Consider the following 20,809-nt stretch of genomic DNA (forward strand, 5'->3'; position numbering starts at 1 on the left):
CGGCGGGCACGCCACCGACCGGCTCAACCCCGGCGTGCCAGGGCCCGCATGACGGCGTTCCGCCCATGTGGCGGAACCGACCACAGCGGGTGGCCGCGCACTCCCCAGGTGGCCAGGAGGGCGTTCGCCGCCTGTGTTCCCGTGGTGGCCGCGCGTTCCATCAGAGCGACCGGGAGCGCTGTGCGCACCTGGTCGCCGGCGAGCACCAGGCGGGGGTGGACCGTGCGTACGGTGGGCCGGTCCCGGTAGCCGCCGACCGGGAACAGGGGGCAGTCCTGCCGCCACACGTGGCGGGCGTCGACGACGGCCGCCCCGGCGCACTCGGGGTAGATCCGGGACAGTTCTCGCAGCATCGTGTCCTGCAGGGCGCTGCGGTCGGCTGCCGGGCCCACGGCGTAGGCGTGGAGTTCCACGACCGAGCCGCCGGTCGCCTTCGCCCACCGGGCAGCCTCTCCTTCCCAGTGGCTGAGGACGCTGACATTGTCCACCGGGCCGAAACCGCTGGTGCCCAGGAATCCAGGCCGGTCGGGCCGCACGGGTCGGTCCATCCAGTAGCGCGAGACCAAGAAGGGCGGCGCATGCCGGAGGCGTCCGACGCCTGCACGCCAACCGCCGCTTCCCACGTTGGGCGACGCCGCGACCACGGCCTGCAGGCCGGCCGTGTCCACGGCGAGCACGACCGCGTCGTACCTGTGTTCCTCCGGTGTCCGTGACGCTCCGGGGGCGGTGACCGCCAGCCGGAAGCCGTCGGCGTCGGGGCGCAGTGCCTGGACGGTGCAGCCGGTGCGGACGGTGGCCCCCAGACCGGACAGGTAACCGGTGAGCGGGTCCCAGAGCGCCTGCGGGTACGGCTCGCGGGGCACGTCGAACAGCAGTCCCTCGGAGGATCCCAGGAAATAGATGTGGAACATCAGGGCCAGCTCCGCGGCGGACAGCTCCTTCGGATCGGCGAAGAAGCTGCGGGAGAACACCTCGAACGCCAGGTCCCGGGCGTCGTCCGGGAAGCGGATGTCGTCCAGGAAGGCGCCGGCGCTGACCTGGTCGAGCCGCTCGTACACGTCCGGGACGCGCACGTCCAGCAGGGGCAGGGCGGCCCGCGGGTGCATGCGGGCCAGGCTCGACCAGCCGAAGGCGGGGCTGAGGGCGACGAAACCCAGCACGCTCCACGGCGGAGTGCGCGGCACGTTGCGAAAGCTGTCGTGGGCACCGGTGGCGCGCTGCAGCGGGTAGTCCGCCAGCGGTCGCAGACGGGCGAGACCCGGGTCCACCCGGCGGAGCAACGCGCGGAGGTTGTAGTACTGACGGAAGAACGCGTGGAAGCCGCGGCTCATCGTGACCCGCCGTCCGTCGGCCAGGGCGGTCGGCCATCCGGCGGCCCTGCCGCCGAGCACGTCCTCCCTCTCCAGCAGGTCGACACGTACGCCGCGCTCGGCGAGCGCGACGGCCGCCGCCACCCCGGCGATGCCTCCGCCCACCACGGCCGTGCTGGGGGCGGGCTGTGCCACCCGGGCGGTGCCGTCCCGTGCCGGCCACAGGACCGCCCTGCGGTCGCGGCCGGGACGCACCGCCCCGAACGGAGGGTTCAGGAGCATGCGGTCGCCTTTCGCCGTGGTACCAGCGGGAGTTCCAAGAGCGCGCGCAGCATGGCCGGCACCGGCGTGCCCAGGCCGATGGCCCATTCGTCCCGCAGGCCTGAGGTGCCGTCGAGGAAGCGCAGGACCCGCTCCGGGGGATTGCGCCGGAAAAGGGTTTCGAAGAAGGCGGCCCCACCGGCCCGGCCGGTCGCCAGGGCGCGCAGCATGACGGCGTCCATGAGGCGGTGGCGGGCCGCGTACGGCATCGGGGGTTGCGGGGTCAGTCCGGCGTGCCAGGACGCGGCGACCGCGGCCGACTGCCGCTGGATCGCGGCGAAGGCGTACCCCGTGGAGGGGCGGGTGGCACCACCGGCCACGCCGATCGGGAACACGCTCCGTCCCGCACGCCGGGGGAAGCGCCCGTCCGTCATGGGGATGACCCCCTGTTCGGCGGCGGTGACCTCGTAGGCGGCCGCCCGCCACGTGCGCAGGACGTAGTCCTCCAGTGCCGCGTCGTAGGCGGACTCCGTCAGCGGCGCGGCGGAGAATTCCGTGTACTCGACCAGCGCCTCGCGGGGAGAGAAAGGCAGCACGTACGCGAAGGACAGCCCCAGTGCGGGCTGGCGGGTGCGGAAGTCCATCAGATCGGCGACGCCGGGTTCGAAGTGGTCGGCACGTGTGGTGAGGAACCAGCCCCTGAAGTGCTGCAGCAGCGTGGTGCGGGCGGGCGGCAGCTCGCTCGGGGGCCGCGAGTCGAAGGCCCAGCGCGCGGACAACCGGACCGGACGGCCTGCCGCGTCGTGGCCGGTGGCCTCGGCACCTCCCGGCACGTCACGCACCACGTCCACGGTCGCCTCCACCCTCCGCACACCGGGCCGGCGGGCGAGCGCACCACCGACTTCGTGCAGGAAGTCGGCCGAACGGATCATCCGGTACGCGCGCGGGGACGTGAAGCAGACGCGGTGGCCGTCCCTGGCGGTGATCCGCAGCCGGTGCCAGCGGGCGGTGACCAGGCTGTCGAATGCGTCCCCCTCGTCCCCCCAGAAGCACCAGGTGCGTGCGGGAGAGCGCACGGGGGAACCCGTCGGGGGCTCGACGAGCACGATCGAGACGGGGAGGCCGTCCGGGCCCGGCGAGGCCGCCAGACGGTGCGCCAGTGACAGCCCGGCGGCGCCCGCGCCGACGATCAGGATGTCGACGGCACTCCGGGCGTCGGCCTCGGTCAAGGATCCTCCCGGACGGTGATTGGGTGCGGACCTTGAGGCGATGATCGCCGCTCCCGTGGCCGGAAGGGACCACGGCCGGGCCTGACACGCGGTTCTTGGGCCGTCCGTGGGTATGCGCCTGTGTGAGGTGCGCCCGGACGGCGGCGGGGGTGGAATGGGCACAGGCCGCACGTGGTGCGCTCGTCCCACTCCCTCCCGCGGCAGCCGAGGAGCACGTCATGCCCGTGATGCACGGTGCCGAACTCGCGTCCGCGTTCGATCACGCCGCCGCGCTGTACGACCGGATGGTCGCCGTCAATCCTGGCTATCACGCCCATCTGCGGCGATCGGCCCGGCGGCTGGGGCTTCGCGCCGGCGGGTCGGGGATGCGGCTGCTGGATGTGGGGTGCGGCACCGGTGCGTCCACCGCCGCCCTGCTCACCGCGGCCCCACGCGCCCGTATCACCGCGGTCGACTCCTCCGCGGGCATGCTCGAGGTGGCGGCCCGCAAGCGATGGGGCCGCGGAGTCAGGTTCGTGCACTGCCCGGCCGAGCGGCTCGCGGAAGCGGGGGTGGCCGGGCCCTACGACGCGGTGTTCGCCGCCTACCTCTTCCGCAACGTGGCCGACCCCGATCTGGTCCTCGCCGGGGTACGGGACTCGATGGCCCGGGGCGGCCGCGTCGCGATCCACGAGTACACCCTGAGCGGGCTGCCTCGCCATCGCGCGGTGTGGACGGCCGTGTGCCGGGGCTTGCTGCTGCCTGTCGCGTGCCTGACCGGGGACCGCTCCCTGTACGAGCATCTGTGGCGCAGCGTCCTCGAGTTCGACACCGCCGACGCCTTCGCCGCACGGATGCGGCGGGTGGGATTCACACAGGTCCGGGTCCTGCCCCTGCCCGGCTGGCAGACCGGCGTCGCGCACACCTTCGTGGCGCGCGCGCCGGCCACCGGGCTGAAGTGACGCCGTGCGGGGTCCCCGGCTCACGGTGAGCCGGGGACCCCGCCGGTTTCAGACGGACCTGCGTGCCGCGGACGCGCCGTTCGGTGAGCCGGTGATGGTGAACTGGGAGCCGGGCTCGATCAGTACGTCGCCCTGGGCCGAGTTCGTGATCGTGACGTCGGTCAGGGTGGCACTGCCGCGGGCGCCGCTCATCGCCAGGATGCCGGAGCCGTTCACGCAGTTGTCGATGCGGACGTCGGTGACCATGACGCCGGGCATGGAGCCGCCGCCCGTCTTGAACTGGACGCCGTCATAGGTCGAGTCGTGGATCTCGGTGTCCCGGATGGTCACGCCCGGGATGTCCGTGCCCTGGGCGAAGAGCGTGATGGCGCCGAACTCCTGCGCCTCGCCCCAGAACGCGCCGCCCGTGCGGTACAGGGCGTTGCCCGAGATGGTGGTCCGACCGGAGAAGGGGATCGGGTCGTGGTCGGTGGCGAGCATGATGCCCGGGTAGTTCATCGTGTCGGAGACGATGTTGTTCTCGATGGTGTTGCCGTAGCCGCCGTAGACCGCGATGCCGTTGGCGCGCCAGGGCAGCTGGACGGTGTTGTTCCGGAAGTGGTTGTCGTGGCCGACGTCGACGGAGGTGTCCTTGACGTACTTGCTGGCCCAGACCGCCAGCGCGTCGTCGCCGGTGTTGCGGAACGAGGAGTTGTGGACGGTGGAGTTGCGGGTGCCGTTGGCGAAGTTGATGCCGTCGGCGTAGGTGTTGCGGATCCGCACCCCCGAGAACTCCAGCCCGTCGCCGGGGCCCCACAGCTCGGGGATGTTGGAGTAGTCGCGGCCGGCCCAGACGCCGACGTTGGCGTGCTCGATCCACACGTTGGTGATCTTCGTGTCCTTGCCGAAGCGCCCGTTGAGGCCGACGCCGCCCTCGGCGTTGCCGTCGCCGCCGCGGATGGTGCCCGAGCCGAAGATGGCGATGTCGGAGATCTGGGTGTTGTGGTCGATGTCGAAGCCGAAGTTGCCCTCGTGGGGGTGGTTGATGCCCCCCGCGTTCTGCGGCGGGGTCAGGGTGTAGAGCTGGGAGTGCCACATGCCCGCGCCGCGGATGGTGACGTCCCGGATGCCGACCTGGTTGTACTGGCCGCGGTTGAGAGGGTCGTCGGTGAGGATCTTCTGCTCCTGCCGCCACTGCCCGGCCGGGATCCACACGCAGGAGATCTGCCCGTTCTGGTCGGCCGTGACCGCCCGCTGGATGGCGTCGGTGTCGTCGAGTCCGTCGCCGGGGACGGCCCCGTACTCGGTGATCGAGGTGCAGTTGGCCGGCTTGTCCGCCGCGGGCGCGACCTGCTCCAGGTCGATCAGGTCGATGACGTAGTAGGCCGCCGAGTCGCCCGCGTCGCGCTGCAGACGGAACGTCGTGCCCTGCGGGTAGGTGCGCGACAGCAGCGCGTGCGACTCGTCGAACAGCCGCCGCGCGTCGCCGCCGGGCCGGTTGGTCAGGCCTTCCGGGTCGTCGGTGCTGCCGTACAGCCAGCTGTGCTTGGACGAGAGGTTCAGCTTCTGCACGAACGTGCCGTCGGCGTAGAGGCTGATCGTGGCGTCGGCTCCGCCGCCGCCCGGGGCGTCGGGGATGGAGTTGCGTACCACGATGGAGTTGGTGGACGTGGTGGAGGTGAACTCGACGTACTGGCCGCCGGAGTCCAGCCGGACGGACTTGCGGCCGGAGGACTCGGTCGCGAAGTTCGTGTGCCCGAAGGTCCGCTTGGCGTCGGCTGTGAGCAGGGTGCCCTGGTAGCGGCCGTTCTCGGCCTCGTACTCGGTGTACGGCACGGCCGCGCCGCGTCCGACGACCAGGGACTTGGCGAGCACGTTGTTGTTCTCGTCGGTCTCGGAGACGACTCCGGTGGCGTCCGCGGTGGCCGTGAGGGTGGCGCCGCCCGCGGTCGCCGTCCAGGTGCCGCTGATCGCGACGTTCACCGTCGCGTCGGCCGCGACCTGGCCGGTGGTGCCGCTCAGCGTGGTGGAGCCGGCCTGCAGCCGGGTCACCGAACCCGCGGCCGCGGCCGTCGTGCCGCGGTTGTGCACGGCGACGGTGAAGGAGACCGGCGCGCCCACCGCGGGGTTCGCCGGGCTGGGGGTGATGCCGGTGACCTCCAGGTCGGGCCCGGGAGCCTGGCTGACGACCAGCCGGTCCGCGGCGTTGCGGCTGTTGTTGCTGTCGTCCAGCTCGGCCACGGCGTCGCGCGGGTCGACGACCGCGGAGACGGCGTAACTGCCCGCCGCGCGGGTCCCGGTGGAGACGGCGACGGTGGCCGACTCGCCCGGTTCGAGGGCGGGCACCGGGGCGGACCCGGCGACCGTGCCCTCGACGCTCACGTCCACGGTCGTCGCCGCGGAGCGTGCGGTGCCGCCGTTGCGGACCCCGGCGTTCACGGTGACCGCGTCCCGCTCGGAGGGGGCGGCCGGGGACCAGCCCAGGCCCGTGACGGTGAGGTCGGGGGCGGGAGCGGCGGTGCCGACGACCTGGAACTCCGCCACCTGACCGCCGGGCGCGCCGGAGTTGGCGAAGAACCGCAGCCGTACGTCCTCCCAGCGTCCGCTGACCGGAATGGTCACCGAGTTGCCCGTGCCCGGGCTGAAGGAGTAGTCGTCGCGGTCGCGCAGCGAGGTGAAGCTGGTCGTGGACGGCGCACGCCCCAGCACCTGGATGGCCTGGGTACGGGCGGCCCACACCGGGTCGGGGTTGAGCTTGACCACGACACCGGTGACGTCGGCGGCCGAGCCGAGTTCGACGGTGAGGTCGGCGGGGTGACCGGCCGCCTCCCAGTAGGTGGAAGTGGAGTCGTCGGTGGCGTTGGCGGCCACATAGGTATGCACCGACGAGGTGGCCTCGACCGGCTTGTTGCGCGCCAGGTTGGTTCCGGTGGGCGGCGGCTCGTTCCCGCCGCCCTCCTCGCCGTACACCTCCAGCTCGGACAACTGCGCGGCGTTCCAGCCGGTATTGCCGGTGACGTTGACACGGACGTAGCGGGCGTCGGCGGGCGAGGTCAGGTCCACGGTGACGGTGTTGGCCTGCGCAGGGTTGAACACCCGTCCGGCAGAGGCGGCCAGCGCGCCGAACGAGGAGCCGTTGGTGCTGCCCTGCAGGGAGAGCGTCTGCGTCCGGGTCTCCCACCCGGAGGGCAGCTTGAGCACGACGCGGTCGACGCTGCGGGTCGCGCCGAGGTCGACCTGCACCCACTGGGGGAAGGAGCCGGCCGGGCCCTCCCAGTAGGAGGCCTGGGTGCCGTCGGTGGTGTTCCCGGCCGGGTACTCGCCGTGGGAGCCGCCCGCGGTGGCGGGCCGGCCGAGCGCGAGGTTGACGTCGGCGGCGGCGTTGGCCGTGGGGGCCGCCTGGGCGGTGGCGGACATCGGTGACAGCGCGAGGGTCATGAGCCCGGACAGTACGGCGGCGGACAGCGACCGCCGGCCGAGGGGTCTCCAACGCATGGGGTCCTCATTCCGTGGGGGGCGGGGCGCGCGGCAGGCGGGCGAGGAGGAACCAGGGGGAGCAGGGGAAGCAGGGACCGAACGGGACCGTCCCGACATGGGAGCCGGCCATGCACGCCAATTGAGTCATGCAGTCAACTTCTTGCGGAAAGCGCGTCATTAGGTTTCTCGGACGTCTCTGGTTTGTCAACGGCACGTAATCCACAGCCAGTTGCCGTCGAGCTGTGTTTGCGTCACTTGCGGAGCGCTTGCGTGTGCCGGGCCGCGTGCCGTGCCGGTGAAAGGCCTGGCAGGTCCTATCGAAAGGTCGTCGGGTGAGCCGGTGCCGTCGCAACGAATGATCGAATGCAGCGCAATTTATTGAGTAACTCTGCGCAAGATCAACGGCGTCACGGACGTCAAAGGGCCGGTGCCCGGGCACACGATCATGCCCGGGCACCGGCCCCTCACGCTGTCACTTCAGGCCGAAGGCCCGGGTGACGGTCTGGGTGACTCCGCCGCCGTTGCGCTGCTCGGCGGTGACGCGGATCGACACGTAGCCGGCCCGGTTCGGCGCGTTCAGTGCCGCCTGCCAGGTGCCCTTCCTCTCCTTGAGCCCCTGCCGCAGCCAGGTGGCCCCGTCGTCGTAGGAGACCTCCAGCCGGACCGAGGAGACCGCGTCCGCGGCGGCGGAGCTGCCGAGCACCACCGGGGTGACGGCGAGTTCCGTGCTGCGCCGCGCCCGGCCCTCCGCGTCCAGGTCGGTGCCGTAGTCCAACTGCACCAGCGGGACGGCCTGGACGCTCTCGGGGGCGCCGGAGGTGAAGCGCCACTCGGTGCGGGTGGTGGTGGAGTAGGGGCTGAGCCGGGTGTCGCCCTTGGTGTCGACGACCAGCCGGTACGGGAGCTTCTCCGGCGCCAGGTCACCGGCCCCGAACCAGGGGTAGCCCTCCATCCGGGACAGTTCCCGGTCGCCCTGGTAGAACGAGATCGCCTGGTACATGCCCGATCCGCCGCTGTGCGCCGATCCCGCGTCGCCGAATCCCTGGATGTAGGCGCTCATCGCGTTCTCGCCGCGGTAGGGGAGATCGGAGGTGATCATGCGGGGCCGGGTGATGGGCCCGTACCAGCGGTCCTTCTGCACGCTGCCCGGCCGGTAGGTCATCAGGTCGGTCTGCGAACTGCCCCAGCCGTCGAGGGCGGCGTTCTGCTGCCACTGGACTCCGGCGGTGACCCAGTCGGTGCGGCGGCCGGGCGCGACCACCTCGGCGGGAAGCGCGTTGGGAGAGAACCCCTTGTACGGCGGATAGTCGTACGACGGGAAGTCCAGCCGCGATTCGAGGACCTGCCGCCCGGGAGGCGGAGTGAAGTCGACGTCGACGCGGGCGAGGTCGCGGGGCTCCGTCTTCGCCGAGGGATCCGCGGGCACTCCGCCGAGGTGCTGGTCGACCAGGTCGTACAGGTACTTCGGCGCGGGATGCGCCTCGACCGCCAGCCGTACCCCCTTCCCGCCCGCACCGGCGATCGCCTTGATCAGCGCCTCCCCTTCGTCCAGGGTCAGCGAGGCGACCGGGACCTGTCCGGTCGTGACGTTGTCGGGGTCGCCGTACCAGTCGCTCTTGCGGCCCTCGCGGTCGTTGACCACCACGAGCAGCGCCACGCCGGCGGCATGTGCCGCGGCCGCCTGATCGGCGGGGGGCACGGCGTCGCTGCCGCGGACCACCACGGCCCGGCCGCGTGCGGACACGCCGGCGTACTCGGCCTGTGTGCCGGTACCGGCGAAGACGGCGTCCAGGTGCGAGGTGCCGTCCCGCATCGGCCGGGAACCGGGCTGCACGAGGGCGTCGTCGAGGCGGTGGCCCCGGTAGGTGATCTGCAGGGGCCGCTGCTCGGCGCGGATCCTGGTGGTGAAGGCGAAGCTGCCCTTGCGCACCTTGTCCTTGGTCGGCAGCGCCCACAGGCTGTCGTAGGCGGCCGAGGGCCAGATCCTCTCGCGCAGGGCGTTCCCGTCGCCGGGGGTGGGAGTGCTGGAGGTGAAGGAGCGGTACAGGTCGATCCTGCTGCTCACCACGCTGGTCGGCCGGGGGGTCGCCACCTTCACCTCGCGGGCGCGGGAGGCGTCGAGTTCCACGGTTCGGTCGGCGGTGAGCCCGATCTCGGGGGCGGCCAGCATCGCAAGCCCGAGGGAGTGGCGTCCGGCCAGGCCCTCGACGTCCATCAGCGACGTCACCATGTAGGAACCCGGGGCCCAGCGGCTGGTGACGGACCCGTCGGGAACCCACATGAAGGTGGAAGCGCCGTCCGCGCCCCTGATCTCGACCTCACCGCTCACGGGCCGGCCGGAGCGGTCCTTCAGGCGGATGGTGAGGTCGTACTTCTCGGACTCGACGGAGAGCCCCACGGCCGTGTGCACCTCACCGCCGGCGTGGTGTGCCGTGACCCGGGCGGCGTACCGGCCCGCTGCGAGGCCCTCGGCGCTCACCACGACCTCGGCGGTGGTGGTGCCGTTCGCCGGCACCGTGACGCTGTCGGCGGACAGCGCGAACGCCTGAGCCGGGAAGTCGCCACGGTCGACGGAGAGCCGCAACGTGATGGGGCGGTCGGTGGTGTTGGTGTAGGTGATCTTCCGCTTGACGGGCTGCCGCTGCGCACCGGGCGACCACCGTACGAGCCCCGCGTCGACCGATCCGGTCGCGATGACCTGGTCCTGGTTGTAGGCGGCGGCCACGTCCAGCCGGCCGGTTCCCGCCTGGTAGGGGCTGTAGCCGGGGGTCGGCTCGCTGGTGCCCATCAGGGCGTCCTTGATCTGCTGCCCCGTCCACCGCGGGTGCTTCTGCGCCAGGAGCACGGCCGCCCCCGCGACGTGGGGCGTGGCCATGGAGGTGCCGCTGTCGACGCGGTAGAAGCCCTCGCCCCACTCCATGTACTGCGAACGTGCCGCAAGGACGTCCACTCCGGGGGCGGTCATGTCGGGTTTGAGAGCGTCGCCGTCCATGCGCGGTCCGGCGCTGGAGAACTCGGAGAGGTGGTCGGACGCGTCCACCGCCCCCACGGTGAGCGCGGAGTCCGCCGTCCCGGGCGCGGCAAGGCTGTAGGCCCCGGGGCCGTCGTTGCCCGCGGCGATGACGAAGAGCGCGCCGGTCTCGGCGCTCAGCCGGTTCACGGCCTGGCTCAGCGGATCGTCCTGGGTGTGCCAGCCGCTGACGCCGAGGCTCATGCTGACGACCTTGGCGTGCTCGGTCCGCGTCGCCCACTCCATGCCGGCGATGATCCCGGATATCGTCCCGGATCCGTTGTCGCCGAGGACCTTGCCCACCAGCAGGTCGGCGCCGGGGGCGACCCCTTGCTCCTTGCCGCCGGAGGCGGCACCCGTGCCGGCCACGGTGGACGCCGTATGGGTGCCGTGCCCGTTGCGGTCGACGACGCTCGCGCCGGGAACGAAGCTGCGGGACGCCACGATGCGGTCCACGAGGTCCGGGTGGGTGGTGTCCACCCCGCTGTCCAGGACGGCCACCCGCACCCCCGCACCCGTACCTCCCGCGGCCCAGGCGGCGGGCGCCCCGACCTGCGCCGTGGTGTCGGCGAGCGTGGCCTTCGCCTTGCCGTCGAGCCACACCTTGTCGACGCCGGCGGAGAAGCGCGGTGCCGCCTTGGGCCCGTCGGCGTCAGCCTGCGCGGTGCCGGTGAGGGCCGACCAGAAGTCCGCGGCCTTCGACCGCCGGGTGCGGACCGCCTCACCGCGGACGGAGGGAAGGCTGAGCGTGGTTTCCGCCCCGGGCAGCGCCGAGCGGGACTTGAGGGGGGCGGAGCCCTCGGTGCGCGTGATGATCAGGGGGAGCGCGCTGAGGTGCGCGTCGTCGTAACCCTGGGCCATCAACTGGGTGACGTTGAAGAGTTCCTTGTCGAGAAGCCCCTTCGCTATGTACGCCACCGCCTCGTCGGGGAACACGTAGGTGTCGCCGCCCTCGGTGGCGACACGCACCGAGCCCGTGGACCCCGGTGCGCGCTCGACCTGCACCGCGGGGGCCGTGCCCTTGGGTCCTTGAGTCACCGTCACCTTGTCGCCGGTGACCAGCGTGACCTTTGCGGGCGGGTGCTGCGCCACGGCCGCCGCGGGGGTTGCCGCCGCGGCCGGTGCGGACGGAGAAGCGCTGTGCGCGGCTCCGGGGCTCACGAGAGCGGCGACCAGAGCTGTGGCTGTCGCCGCTGCGTATCGCCGGGGGAAACGGGGTCTCACATTGCCCTCCAGAGTGGACGATCGGACGAATCTGATCACCTCTGAAGAGGCCGTGTAAAGCACTTGAACTTCGCACTGACGGACTGTAGCGTATTCCATTTCCCAGCCGGGTGGCGCCGGTTGCCGAGGTGAGTCCTGACATGACCTCAGAGGCCCCTGCTGACCTGCTGATATGCCGAATGGAAATCGATCTGATCAGTGCGTGGAAGAGCGCCCGAAAAGTTTACTCACTGGAAACAGGGGAATTCCGCCGGCAGCGGTTCGGTGTCCCGCTCTCCTCGAAAGTTTCGAGCGGGTGGTGGGCATGAAAATGCTGGTCCCGCCTATTTGTCGCGAATTCGGGAGCGCCCGAAGATGTCGCCATATGTGACGCCGAAGCGTGGGCGACACGCCAGGTCGCCAACCGCCCGTGCCCGCCGACGCCGCGCGGGGCGTCGACCACCGCCGGGTACGCCAAGGGCGGCATCCGCCTCGGCTTCCGCACCCGCTCCCAGGTCGCCCGCTTCTTCGACGGCCTGGACCTCGTCGCCCCCGGCCTGGTGACGGCCGCGGAGTGGTTCAGGAAGTGCCCGCCGCCGTCGCCCGAGGACAGCGGCACCGACGGCGGGGTCGCCCGCGTCCCGTGACCCCGGGCCTTCGCGCATGGCCGAAGCCGCAGTCGACCGGGCAGGCGCCACGACCGCTCGGCGACACACCGGCTCCCGGCCCGGACAGCGCTTCGTTCCTGATCCGTTCGTACCAGCCGCGGTGGCGTACGCCGCCACTCAGAGCGACGGTGGGAGGGCATGGGCAGGACGCCGGCTGCCCTCCGTCGTCCTACGAGGAGCCGACTGATGTCCGAACGAAATACCGTGCTGCGGAGCCCGCGTGATGTGGGATTGGCCCCGTGGTGGTTCTGCGGTTCCGTGAGGGGAGCCGTGGGCTTGAACGGCGCAGCGAGGGACGAAGGCGGGATGTGGCATTCGGCCACGCGGATCGCCGCGCCGGCTGGTCCAAGTGGGGGCCGGTGAGTGCGGCGGCCATCGGTGGCCACCTCATCGGGAGCAGCGGCATGTTCCTGGTGAACGCCCGCGCCGCCGGTCGCCCTGCCCCGGAGCAGGGCCCGGTCCAGCCACGGATCGTCCGGGCTGTCCACTACACACAGTGTCAGGAGTCATCCGATGCCGGTATGCGAAGTATGCGGTAACGACTACGAGATGGCCTTCGAGGTGCGGGCGGCAGGCGCGCTGCACGTCTTCGACAGCCTGGAGTGCGCGGCGCAACGGATCGCCCCGGTCTGCGAGAACTGCCAGTGCCGGATCCTGGGACACGGCCTTCAGTCCGACGGCCGGTTCTTCTGCTGTGCCCACTGTGCACGCCAGAAGGGTCACGCCGAACTCGTCGACCACGCCTGAGCCCCACGGGCTGTCGTCCTCGCTCCGCGCGTGGTCCCTCGGTGGGCGTACGACCGACGACGAACACCGACTCACGACCTGGCTGCCCGGCGCGCGGTCAGTCCGCCGGATGGCTCGATACGGAGATCACATGTCGACGGAGGCGCGGTCATGGGCGAGGAAAGTGACATCACACTGCGAGTCAAGGACGACACCGGGGAGATGAGCTTCGAGATCCGCGCGCACACCTCTCTCAAGCAGTTGATGGACACGTACTGCGCCAAGACGGGAAGGTCCCGCAGAGGACTTGGCTTCCTCGTCAACGGCGCACCCTGCAGTTCCACCGAGACGCCGGCCAGTCTGGGGCTTGTGGACGGTGACGTCATCGACGTCGTGCCCGCCTGACGCGCCGCAGACGTCAGGGAGCCCGTTCCCCGCAGCCGGAGAACTGACGGCGCCCAGGACAGAGCACATCGCGCGCCGGCCCGGGGACCGGAGGTCCCCGGGCCGGTGGCGGCCGTATGACCCCGCAGCATCGGCCGCTTCGAGCCCACGTCTCAGGTGGTCTCGCAGTGCGGCGTCAAGGACGGCCCGATGCCCCTGCACGTCCGCGGGTGGATGTGCGGGGCGTGCGGGGCGGTCCTGGACCGGGACGTCAACGGGCCGGTCAGCGTCGCCAGGGCGGCCGGACTGGCCGTGGCAGCCCGTGGAGCGCAGGCGGCGCGGTAGGCGGGGATCTCCCCCTCAGGGCGGAGAGGGTGTCAACGCCGTCCCACGACCTCCGAAGCCGAAATCCGCGGGCTCGCCGCCCCCGCAGGGCCGTACCCGAGCCGGATGAGCATCTGGACGTGCCCCGGTCCGCGGTCCGTGCCGCGCAGCGCCCAGCGCAGGTCCGGCCACTCCAGCGCCTGGTGCAGCAGTGACGTCCGCACCCGGTGCGTGGTGGCGACCAGCAGGACGTGCTCCAGCGCCTGGCCGGCCCGCAGCCAGTCGGCACGCCGGTCGTGGGCGGTCGACAGCACCGCGATCAGGGGCTCCCGCTCGAAGACCGCTGAGGGGAGCTGATTCTCCGGACGGAGTGCGGAGAAGTCCCGCATGGGCAGCCGCCCGGAGGCGTCCCGCGGGCCCAGGGCCGTCGGCGCCAGGCCGTCCGGGGCGCCGTCGCGTACCCAGCGCCGGCTCTCGGCGCGGCGCGCGGGGTCGACGACGCCACGTTGCTCCGCCTCCTCGGTCAGCCGTAGCACCCGCTGCGTCTCCCCGGCGTCCGGCAGGAGGAGCGTCGCCCCCTCCGCCCGGGCGGCATCGGCCAGTTCGGCGAGGACCGGCGCCGGAGGCCGCTGCGCCGAGAACGGCGAGCGGCTGCTGTGCCGGCGCCACAACGCCTCGTACAGGTCCGCGCGGTGCTTCCCGCCGCCGGGCCGCCCGGCCAGCCGCACCGAGGCCAGCAGGTCCGGCTGTGCCGGGACCGGCAGCAGCCGGACGACGGGCTCCCAGCCGAAGTGGGCGACCGCGACCCGCAGGTTGAACACCGCGGCACCGACGGACACGTGCAGCGCCCGGCCCAGCGGGTCGGCCTCGCGCAGCCCGCGCTCGCCCGCGGCGCGGACCAGGACCGTGGCGGTGTCCGGCTCCAGCCGGAAACGCCACGGCTGGCTGTTGTGGAAGGACGGTGCGGCGACGGCGGCGGAAATGAGCTTCTCCAGCGTCGCCCCGTCGAGGGTCGTGGGCATCATGGCGCTCTCCTCCCGGGCGGAACCCGACTCCAGATTCCGCCCCGCCGCGCCAGTGGGGGGAGGGGCCGGTCGTCCCGGCGGCGGGGGCCGTGTGGCGCGGTCTCAACGGGTCCCCCGGCGGGCCGGAGAAGTGGACGACGCCTTCTTCGACGCGGGCCCGCACCGGCGGGGGCTCACCGGGGAACAGGTAGGCGACGATCTCGCGGCCGACCTCCTCGGCGATCTCCTCGTCCGGGCGTAGGAAGACCTTCAGCAGGTCGCCCCGGCTGACGATCCCGCACAGCATCCCCTCCCCGTCGATGACCGGCAGCCGTTTCACGTGCCGAAAGGCCATGGCCCGTGCCGCCTGAGCCAACGTGGCGTCGGCGTGCACGCACACGGCAGGCGCGCTCATCAGCTCGTCGGCGGTGGTGGCGCCCGCCTTGCCCAGATCCGCCAGCCGCCGCATCTGCTCGCCGCGGGAAGGGGCACTGTCGCGGTACTCCTCCTTGGGCAGCAGGTCCGCCTCGGACACCACACCGACGACGCGGCCCTCACCCTCCAGAACGGGCAGGGCGCTCACCTTCCACCGCTCCATCGTCGTGACGTCGACCGCGCCGACGGATCGCGTCATCACGTCACCGACGACGTGCGGGTTGCCGTGCATGTGGGTCCTCCTCGTGACTGGGGCCCGGTCCTCGCCTCCAGCCTCCGTAGCCGGGCCCGCCGTGCGCAGGGCCTCCCGGCCCTTGTGCGGTCCGGCCGGTCCGCTGACGGCCGTCCGTCGGCGCGGTGACGGCCGAACCGGCGGTGCGAACCGGCCATGCGGTCCGGCGGTCAGCCGATGGGGATCAGGACGACGGGGCAGTGCGCGTGGTGCAGTACCGCGTGGGTGACTGGTCCCAGACGCATTCCGAGTGGCCGGCCTTCCCGGCGGTGGGCGCCGATCACGACGACGTCGGCGGCGCGGCTCGCTTCCACCAGGGCTGCCGCGGCGTGCCCGGCGGTGGTGTCGACCCGGACGGCGATGTCGGGGAAGCGGTCGGTGAGTTTGGACACGGCGAACCGGGCGAGTTCCTTGTGCTGCCGGGCCTGGGCGGCCAGGTCCTGCCGGTGGGACACCGGCCACTCGCCCAGGGGAACGTGTGGGTGGGTCCAGGTGTGGAGTACCCGTAGCCGTGCGCGGCGCCGTTGGGCTTCCTCGAACGCGAACACGGCGGCTTCGGTGTCGCTTTCGTCTTCCAGACCGAGCAGTACCTTGTCGTGCAGCGGGCCCCGCCGTGCGGCCGCGTCCTGGCCGCGGACGACCATCAGGGGGCCGGTGGTGTGGGCCGCCACCCGCAGTCCGACGGAGCCTAGGAGCAGGCCGGTGAAGCCGCCGCGGCCCCGGGTGCCGACGACGGTCAGGGCGGCGTTCCTGCCCAGGCGCACCAGGGCCGTGGCCGCCGGTTCGGCGGTGCGCTCCAGGGCGACGGGGAGCTTCGGGTGCCGGTCCGCCACCCGCTGGGCGGCCAGTTCCAGGATCACCCGGGCCGCTTCGGCCGGTGGGCGATCACGGTCGGTGTCCAGTCCGAATCCGACCTCGCCCGGATCGGGCCACGGCAGCGCGAACACGATCCGCAGGACGGTGTCGCGCCGGTGTGCCTCGTCGGCCGCCCGGTCCAGGGCGCGCACGGCGGGATCCGATCCGTCCACTCCCACGACGACCTCCCCGTGTGGCATGTGGAGCCCTTCGTGTGGGCTGATCCCGGTGTCGGTCATGGGCGTCCTCCTGTCGTCGTCGTGTCAGCCGACCACGATGCGGCGGCCCGTCACGCTCTGCGGGGTGATGCGGATCCACAGGTCGCGGTCCCCGCCGGCCCACGGCCCGGTGTAGGCGTGCTCGTTCAGCCGCCGGACGGCCGCGGCTCCTGGAAAACCCACGCCCTCATGGCCGCCGCCAGGGTGTAACGCAACTGGGCCGGTCGGGCCCGCACGCCGGGTCCGACCGGTCGTCGTCGGGTGAGCGTCACACGCGCGTCGAGGTGAGGTCGAAGCGCACGTCCACGACACCCTCCACGGAGCGCACCATCCGTGCCACGACCGGGACCAGCGACCGGTCGGCGAGCAGGCCGCTCACCGTCACTATGCCGTCCGCTGCCTCGACGTCCACCAACTGCCATGCGCCGGGCAGGAACTCCCCGGCGATGACCTCCCGAACGTCACGGACGATGTCCTCGTCCGGCCGCAGGAACACCTTGAGCAGGTCGCCCCGGCTCACCACGCCCTGCAGCGCGCCGTCGGCGTCGACCACGGGCAGCCGCTTCACGCGGTGCAGGGCCATCGTCCGCGCCGCCTGCGCCAGGGGGGCGTCCTCGCGCACGGTGACCGCCGGGGCCGTCATCAACTCCTCGGACGTGGCCGCGGCGGCCTTGTCCCGGCCTGCGCCGACCGGCGGGGCGTCGTCCTCATGGTGTTCCTCCTTGCGCAGCAGATCCGCCTCGGAGACCACGCCGACCACCCGGGTGCCGTCGGCCACCACGGGAACGGCGCTGACCTTCCACTGCTCCAGCGTCCGCACGATCTCCTTGAACGAGGTGCCCAGGGCGACAGCGACGACCTTGCGCGTCATCACGTCGCCCACCCTCGCCGGATGCCGGTTGCCGTTCATGACCGCCTCCTTTGACGAGGGACGGAAACCCTCCCGCACCCAGTTTGGGACGGCCCGGTGACCGCCGCCATTGGGCCACCCGGCCCCGCGGAGGGGCCCATCGTCCCCTGCGGACCCGGTGTGCCGCGACGGTCTGCTGGACGAAGGGGAAGCACGACCGAGGGAGTCCGGGATGCCGCCTGACCGGCTCTCCACCGGCCTTGGCCACGGCACCCCGGCGACACCGCCGCTGCCGGGAAAGCACCGTGGGGATCTCCGATCATGACCGCACCGGTCGTGGACCCGTCCGCGCCCGGGGAACCCGCCGAGGAGCGGGACCTGCCGCGGCACATCGCCCTGGCGGGCGCCGCCGGCGACCGGCAGGTCGGCTTCACGGTTTGCCACCGCGGACACCGGGGCGTGCGGATCCACGTCGACGGACGCCAGGTGAGCATCGCCGTCCCCGCCTCCGCGGCGGCGCCGGTCCGGGTCCGGCTCGGCGGCCGGAACTGGTCGGTCCCACCGGGCCGCTTCCGGCTGCTCGACCCGCCGGCCCGGTGAAACGCTTCACACTACCGGGCCGTTCGCTGCGCGGTGCGACTGATCGACTACGATGCGTGGCATGATGTGGCGAGCGGGTCAGCGCATCTCCTTTCATGGCGTGCTCCTGCTTCTGGGCGTGCTCGTGTTCACGAGCATCCATTTGGTCGCCTGCGCCCACGGCCCGGACCGCGAGGCCAACGACACCCTGGCCGCCGCCTCCGCCGCCTCCGCCGCCTCGGCCGTATGTCGGCCACAGGGGGCCGCGACGCGTCCGGACCAGGACGTCGCCCGCGGTGAAGGATCACCCGCCGGCCACCACGCCCTGTGCGGAGTCGCCCTCGACCGGCTCCCCGACCCCCGCCCCCGCCTGGCCGACGCCCCCGCGGCGTCCGGCATCGGGGCGGCACCTCCCCTACCGGCACCGGCCGTTCGCCCCCCGAGGGCCGGGGCCGCAGCCGCAGGACATGCCTGCGCACCCCCACGTTCCGGCCCCGGAACGCTGAGTCTGCTCTGCGTGTCGCGGACCTGACAGGGCCTCGGCCCCGCCCGTGGCGACGCGCGACGGGCACGGCCGAACGCGCCCCGTATCCGTACGAGCAGCGGCCGCGCCGTCGCGACGGCCGCAGGAGAAGCACCTATGAGCACCCTTCCCTACCCCGGCCCGCCCACGTCCCCGGCCGAACTCCTGGCCGCCACCGCGCCCCCGCGCCGCACCCCGGCGGGACTGGTGGGCAACACGCCGGTCCTGTGGGTCGGATCGCCCTTCGTCCCCGACGGCCGCGGCTTCTGGGCCAAACTCGAGGGTTTCAACCCCGGCGGCATCAAGGACCGCTCCGCGCTGTACATGATCGAGGCCGCCCGCGCCCGCGGTGAACTCCTCCCCGGGGCCCCGATCGTGGAGTCCACCAGCGGCACGCTCGGCCTCGGACTCGCCCTCGCGGGGGCCGTGCACGGACACGCGGTCACGGTGGTCACCGACCCCGGCATGGAACCGCCCATGGCCGCCCTGCTGACCGCCTACGGAGCGACCGTCGAGATCGTCACCGAACCGCACCCGGCCGGCGGCTGGCAGCAGGCCCGCCGGGACAGGGTGCGGGAACTCCTGGCCGCCGACCCCGCGGCCTGGTGCCCGGAGCAGTACCACAACCCGGACAACGTCGCCGGCTACGCGCCCCTCGCCCACGAACTCGTCGCCCAGCTCGGTCGCATCGACGTCCTGGTCGCGAGTGTCGGCACCGGCGGGCACTCGGCCGGGGTCAGCGGCCCGCTGCGCGCGTTCTTCCCGCACCTGCGGCTGGTCGGCGTCGACACCACCGGGTCGACGATCTTCGGCCAGCCGCCCGCAGCCCGGCTCATGCGGGGCCTGGGCAGCAGCATCCATCCTCGCAACGTCGACTACCCGGCCTTCGACGAAGTGCACTGGGTGGCCGCCGCTGAGGCGGTGTGGGCCTGCCGGCGCCTCGCCCGGGACCACTACGCCACGGGCGGCTGGAGCGTCGGGGCGGTCGCCCTGGTCTCCCGCTGGCTGGCCCGTACGCTGCCGGCCGAGACCAGGATCGTGACGATCTTCCCCGACGGCCCGCAACGCTACGTCGGCACCGTCTTCGACGATCCCTACTGCCGGGACCATGGTCTGCTGCACCACGAACCGTCCGAGGACCCCGAGGAGATCGCCGACCCGGGCGAGACCGTGGTCGAGCGCTGGACCCGCTGCACCACCGTCCAGGATCCACTGGCCGGCGCGCCGGCGAGCGAGCACGACGGCCTGTCCTTCGAGGCCGCGCGGTGAGGGGGCTGTGGCGGCAGGCCCGTACCTTCGACACCCCGGCCCGGCTGCTGATGGCCAACCAGTTCGCCATCAATCTGGGCTTCTACATGCTCATGCCCTACCTTGCCGACCATCTGGCCGGCGGCCTCGGCCTGGCCGCCTGGGCCGTCGGCCTCGTCCTGGGCGTACGGAACTTCTCCCAGCAGGGCATGTTCGTGCTCGGCGGCACCATCGCCGACCGCTTCGGCTACAAGACGCCCATCGTCATCGGCTGCACCCTGCGCACCTTCGGCTTCGCGCTGCTGGGTCTGGTCGACTCCCTGCCCGCACTCGTCGCGGCCTCGGCCGCCGCGGGGTTCGCCGGCGCGCTGTTCAACCCGGCGGTCCGCGCCTACCTGGCCGCGGAGGCCGGCGAGCGCCGGGTGGAGGGCTTCGCCCTGTTCAACGTCTTCTACCAGGCGGGAGTCCTGATCGGGCCACTGGTCGGGCTGGCCCTGCTCGCCCTGGACTTCCGTGCCGTGTGCATGACGGCGGCGGCCGTCTTCGCCGTGCTCACCGTGCTGCAGTGCCGGGCCCTGCCCGACCGGCGGCCGGAACACGTCACCGGCCCCGGCGCGGCGGCCGGCGTCCTCGGTTCATGGCGGCAGGTGCTGGGGAACCGGCCGTTCATGCTGTTCTCCCTGGCCATGATCGGCTCGTACGTACTGTCCTTCCAGGTCTACCTCGCGCTGCCACTACAGGCCCACAAGCTTCTCGGCACCGGCGGACAGGCCGTCACCAGTGGTCTGTTCATCATCTCGGCCGTCGTGGCGGTCCTCGGCCAGCTCCGCATCACCGGCTGGGTGCGGGCCCGCCGGACCGGGCCGCAGGCCATCGTCGGCGGGATCCTCCTCATGGGCCTGGCCTTCACTCCCCTGGCCGTGAGCCCCGACCCGTCCGGCGGGACGTCCGAGGCCGTCCTCGCGGTGGCTCTGCTCGTGATCGCGGTCGCCGTCCTGGCCGTGGGCAGCGCGGTCGTCTACCCCTTCGAGATGGACACCATCGTCACCCTCTCCGGGGAGCGCCTGGTCGCCACGCACTACGGCTGGTACAACACCGTCTCGGGCCTGGGAATCACCCTGGGCAACCTCGCCACCGGTGCCATCTGGGACCTCGCCGACAGCGGCCACAGGCCGTGGCTGCCCTGGCTGACCCTGACCGTGACCGGCCTGTTGTGCGCCGCCTGCGTCCAGCTCCTGTCCAGGGCCGGAGGACTGTCCGCGGTCACCCGCGAACCCGCCCTCGCCTGACCTTCCTCGGACAACCGGGGAGGGCCCTCGGCCGGCCGAGGGCCATCCCCCCAAGGCGCGAGCG

14 protein-coding genes and 3 pseudogenes are annotated in these 20,809 nt (G+C 72.4%); 8 read left to right on the forward strand and 9 right to left on the reverse strand.

Translation table 11 applies throughout. The features are described from left to right. Nucleotides 1-23: 23 nt before the first annotated feature. Both ACRWNP_RS18170 and ACRWNP_RS18175 read right to left on the reverse strand, forming a co-directional pair. Nucleotides 24-1,592, reverse strand: coding sequence for an FAD-dependent oxidoreductase (locus ACRWNP_RS18170; protein WP_431962524.1), 1,569 nt, complete (start codon nt 1,590-1,592; stop codon nt 24-26). Next, the gene (locus ACRWNP_RS18175) at nt 1,583-2,800 is read right to left on the reverse strand and encodes a lycopene cyclase family protein (RefSeq protein ID WP_431962526.1); all 1,218 of its coding nucleotides are present in this window, start codon (nt 2,798-2,800) and stop codon (nt 1,583-1,585) included. Before ACRWNP_RS18175 ends, ACRWNP_RS18170 begins: the two co-directional genes overlap by 10 nt. Before the next feature lie 218 nt (nt 2,801-3,018). Between ACRWNP_RS18175 and ACRWNP_RS18180 the strand changes: the two genes are divergently transcribed. Beyond that, nucleotides 3,019-3,741: a class I SAM-dependent methyltransferase gene (locus tag ACRWNP_RS18180; protein WP_431962528.1), complete on the forward strand. Its 723-nt coding sequence runs from the start codon at nt 3,019-3,021 to the stop codon at nt 3,739-3,741. A gap of 48 nt (nt 3,742-3,789) precedes the next feature. Here ACRWNP_RS18180 and ACRWNP_RS18185 read toward each other — a convergent pair whose 3' ends face one another. Beyond that, the gene (locus ACRWNP_RS18185; RefSeq protein WP_431962530.1) at nt 3,790-7,215 is read right to left on the reverse strand and encodes a CARDB domain-containing protein; all 3,426 of its coding nucleotides are present in this window, start codon (nt 7,213-7,215) and stop codon (nt 3,790-3,792) included. 454 nt (nt 7,216-7,669) lie between these two features. After that, nucleotides 7,670-11,299, reverse strand: coding sequence for a S8 family serine peptidase (locus ACRWNP_RS18190; RefSeq protein ID WP_431962532.1), 3,630 nt, complete (start codon nt 11,297-11,299; stop codon nt 7,670-7,672). A 572-nt stretch (nt 11,300-11,871) separates the two neighbouring features. Here ACRWNP_RS18190 and ACRWNP_RS18195 point away from each other — a divergent pair. The 4 genes and pseudogenes from ACRWNP_RS18195 to ACRWNP_RS18210 all read left to right on the forward strand — a co-directional run. Continuing rightward, nucleotides 11,872-12,057, forward strand: a pseudogene (locus ACRWNP_RS18195) (SAM-dependent methyltransferase); the annotation flags it as partial. 534 nt (nt 12,058-12,591) lie between these two features. Continuing rightward, nucleotides 12,592-12,825 (forward strand): hypothetical protein, encoded by a 234-nt coding sequence (locus ACRWNP_RS18200; protein WP_431962534.1) that lies wholly within the window; start codon nt 12,592-12,594, stop codon nt 12,823-12,825. A gap of 150 nt (nt 12,826-12,975) precedes the next feature. After that, nucleotides 12,976-13,209 (forward strand): ubiquitin-like protein, encoded by a 234-nt coding sequence (locus ACRWNP_RS18205; RefSeq protein WP_431962536.1) that lies wholly within the window; start codon nt 12,976-12,978, stop codon nt 13,207-13,209. A 129-nt stretch (nt 13,210-13,338) separates the two neighbouring features. Next, nucleotides 13,339-13,521: pseudogene (locus ACRWNP_RS18210) on the forward strand (zinc ribbon domain-containing protein); the annotation flags it as partial. 44 nt (nt 13,522-13,565) lie between these two features. Here the strand turns inward: ACRWNP_RS18210 and ACRWNP_RS18215 are convergent. The 5 genes and pseudogenes from ACRWNP_RS18215 to ACRWNP_RS18235 form a co-directional block, all read right to left on the reverse strand. Further along, nucleotides 13,566-14,537: an Acg family FMN-binding oxidoreductase gene (locus tag ACRWNP_RS18215; protein ID WP_431962538.1), complete on the reverse strand. Its 972-nt coding sequence runs from the start codon at nt 14,535-14,537 to the stop codon at nt 13,566-13,568. Between the two features lie 121 nt (nt 14,538-14,658). Further along, a pseudogene (locus tag ACRWNP_RS18220) lies at nt 14,659-15,183 on the reverse strand (CBS domain-containing protein); the annotation flags it as partial. A 170-nt stretch (nt 15,184-15,353) separates the two neighbouring features. Further along, entirely contained in the window at nt 15,354-16,277 is a 924-nt protein-coding gene (locus ACRWNP_RS18225; protein WP_431962540.1) for a universal stress protein, read from the reverse strand. A 24-nt stretch (nt 16,278-16,301) separates the two neighbouring features. Then, nucleotides 16,302-16,439, reverse strand: coding sequence for a hypothetical protein (locus ACRWNP_RS18230; protein WP_431962542.1), 138 nt, complete (start codon nt 16,437-16,439; stop codon nt 16,302-16,304). A gap of 85 nt (nt 16,440-16,524) precedes the next feature. Next, nucleotides 16,525-17,166, reverse strand: a complete 642-nt coding sequence (locus ACRWNP_RS18235; RefSeq protein ID WP_431962544.1) for a CBS domain-containing protein — start codon at nt 17,164-17,166, stop codon at nt 16,525-16,527. A gap of 261 nt (nt 17,167-17,427) precedes the next feature. Between ACRWNP_RS18235 and ACRWNP_RS18240 the strand changes: the two genes are divergently transcribed. The 3 genes from ACRWNP_RS18240 (at nt 17,428) to ACRWNP_RS18250 (ending at nt 20,745) form a co-directional block, all read left to right on the forward strand. Continuing rightward, nucleotides 17,428-17,706 carry a hypothetical protein gene (locus tag ACRWNP_RS18240; protein WP_431962546.1) on the forward strand — a complete coding sequence of 93 codons (279 nt, stop codon included), beginning with the start codon at nt 17,428-17,430 and terminating at the stop codon, nt 17,704-17,706. Between the two features lie 619 nt (nt 17,707-18,325). Beyond that, nucleotides 18,326-19,477 (forward strand): PLP-dependent cysteine synthase family protein, encoded by a 1,152-nt coding sequence (locus ACRWNP_RS18245; RefSeq protein WP_431962548.1) that lies wholly within the window; start codon nt 18,326-18,328, stop codon nt 19,475-19,477. Then, nucleotides 19,474-20,745 (forward strand): MDR family MFS transporter, encoded by a 1,272-nt coding sequence (locus tag ACRWNP_RS18250; RefSeq protein WP_431962550.1) that lies wholly within the window; start codon nt 19,474-19,476, stop codon nt 20,743-20,745. The genes ACRWNP_RS18245 and ACRWNP_RS18250 overlap by 4 nt, the downstream gene beginning before the upstream one ends. The last annotated feature ends 64 nt before the right edge of the window (nt 20,746-20,809 follow it).

The sequence above is a fragment of the Actinacidiphila sp. bgisy160 genome (assembly GCF_965342435.1).
Taxonomy (GTDB): Bacteria; Actinomycetota; Actinomycetes; order Streptomycetales; family Streptomycetaceae; genus Actinacidiphila.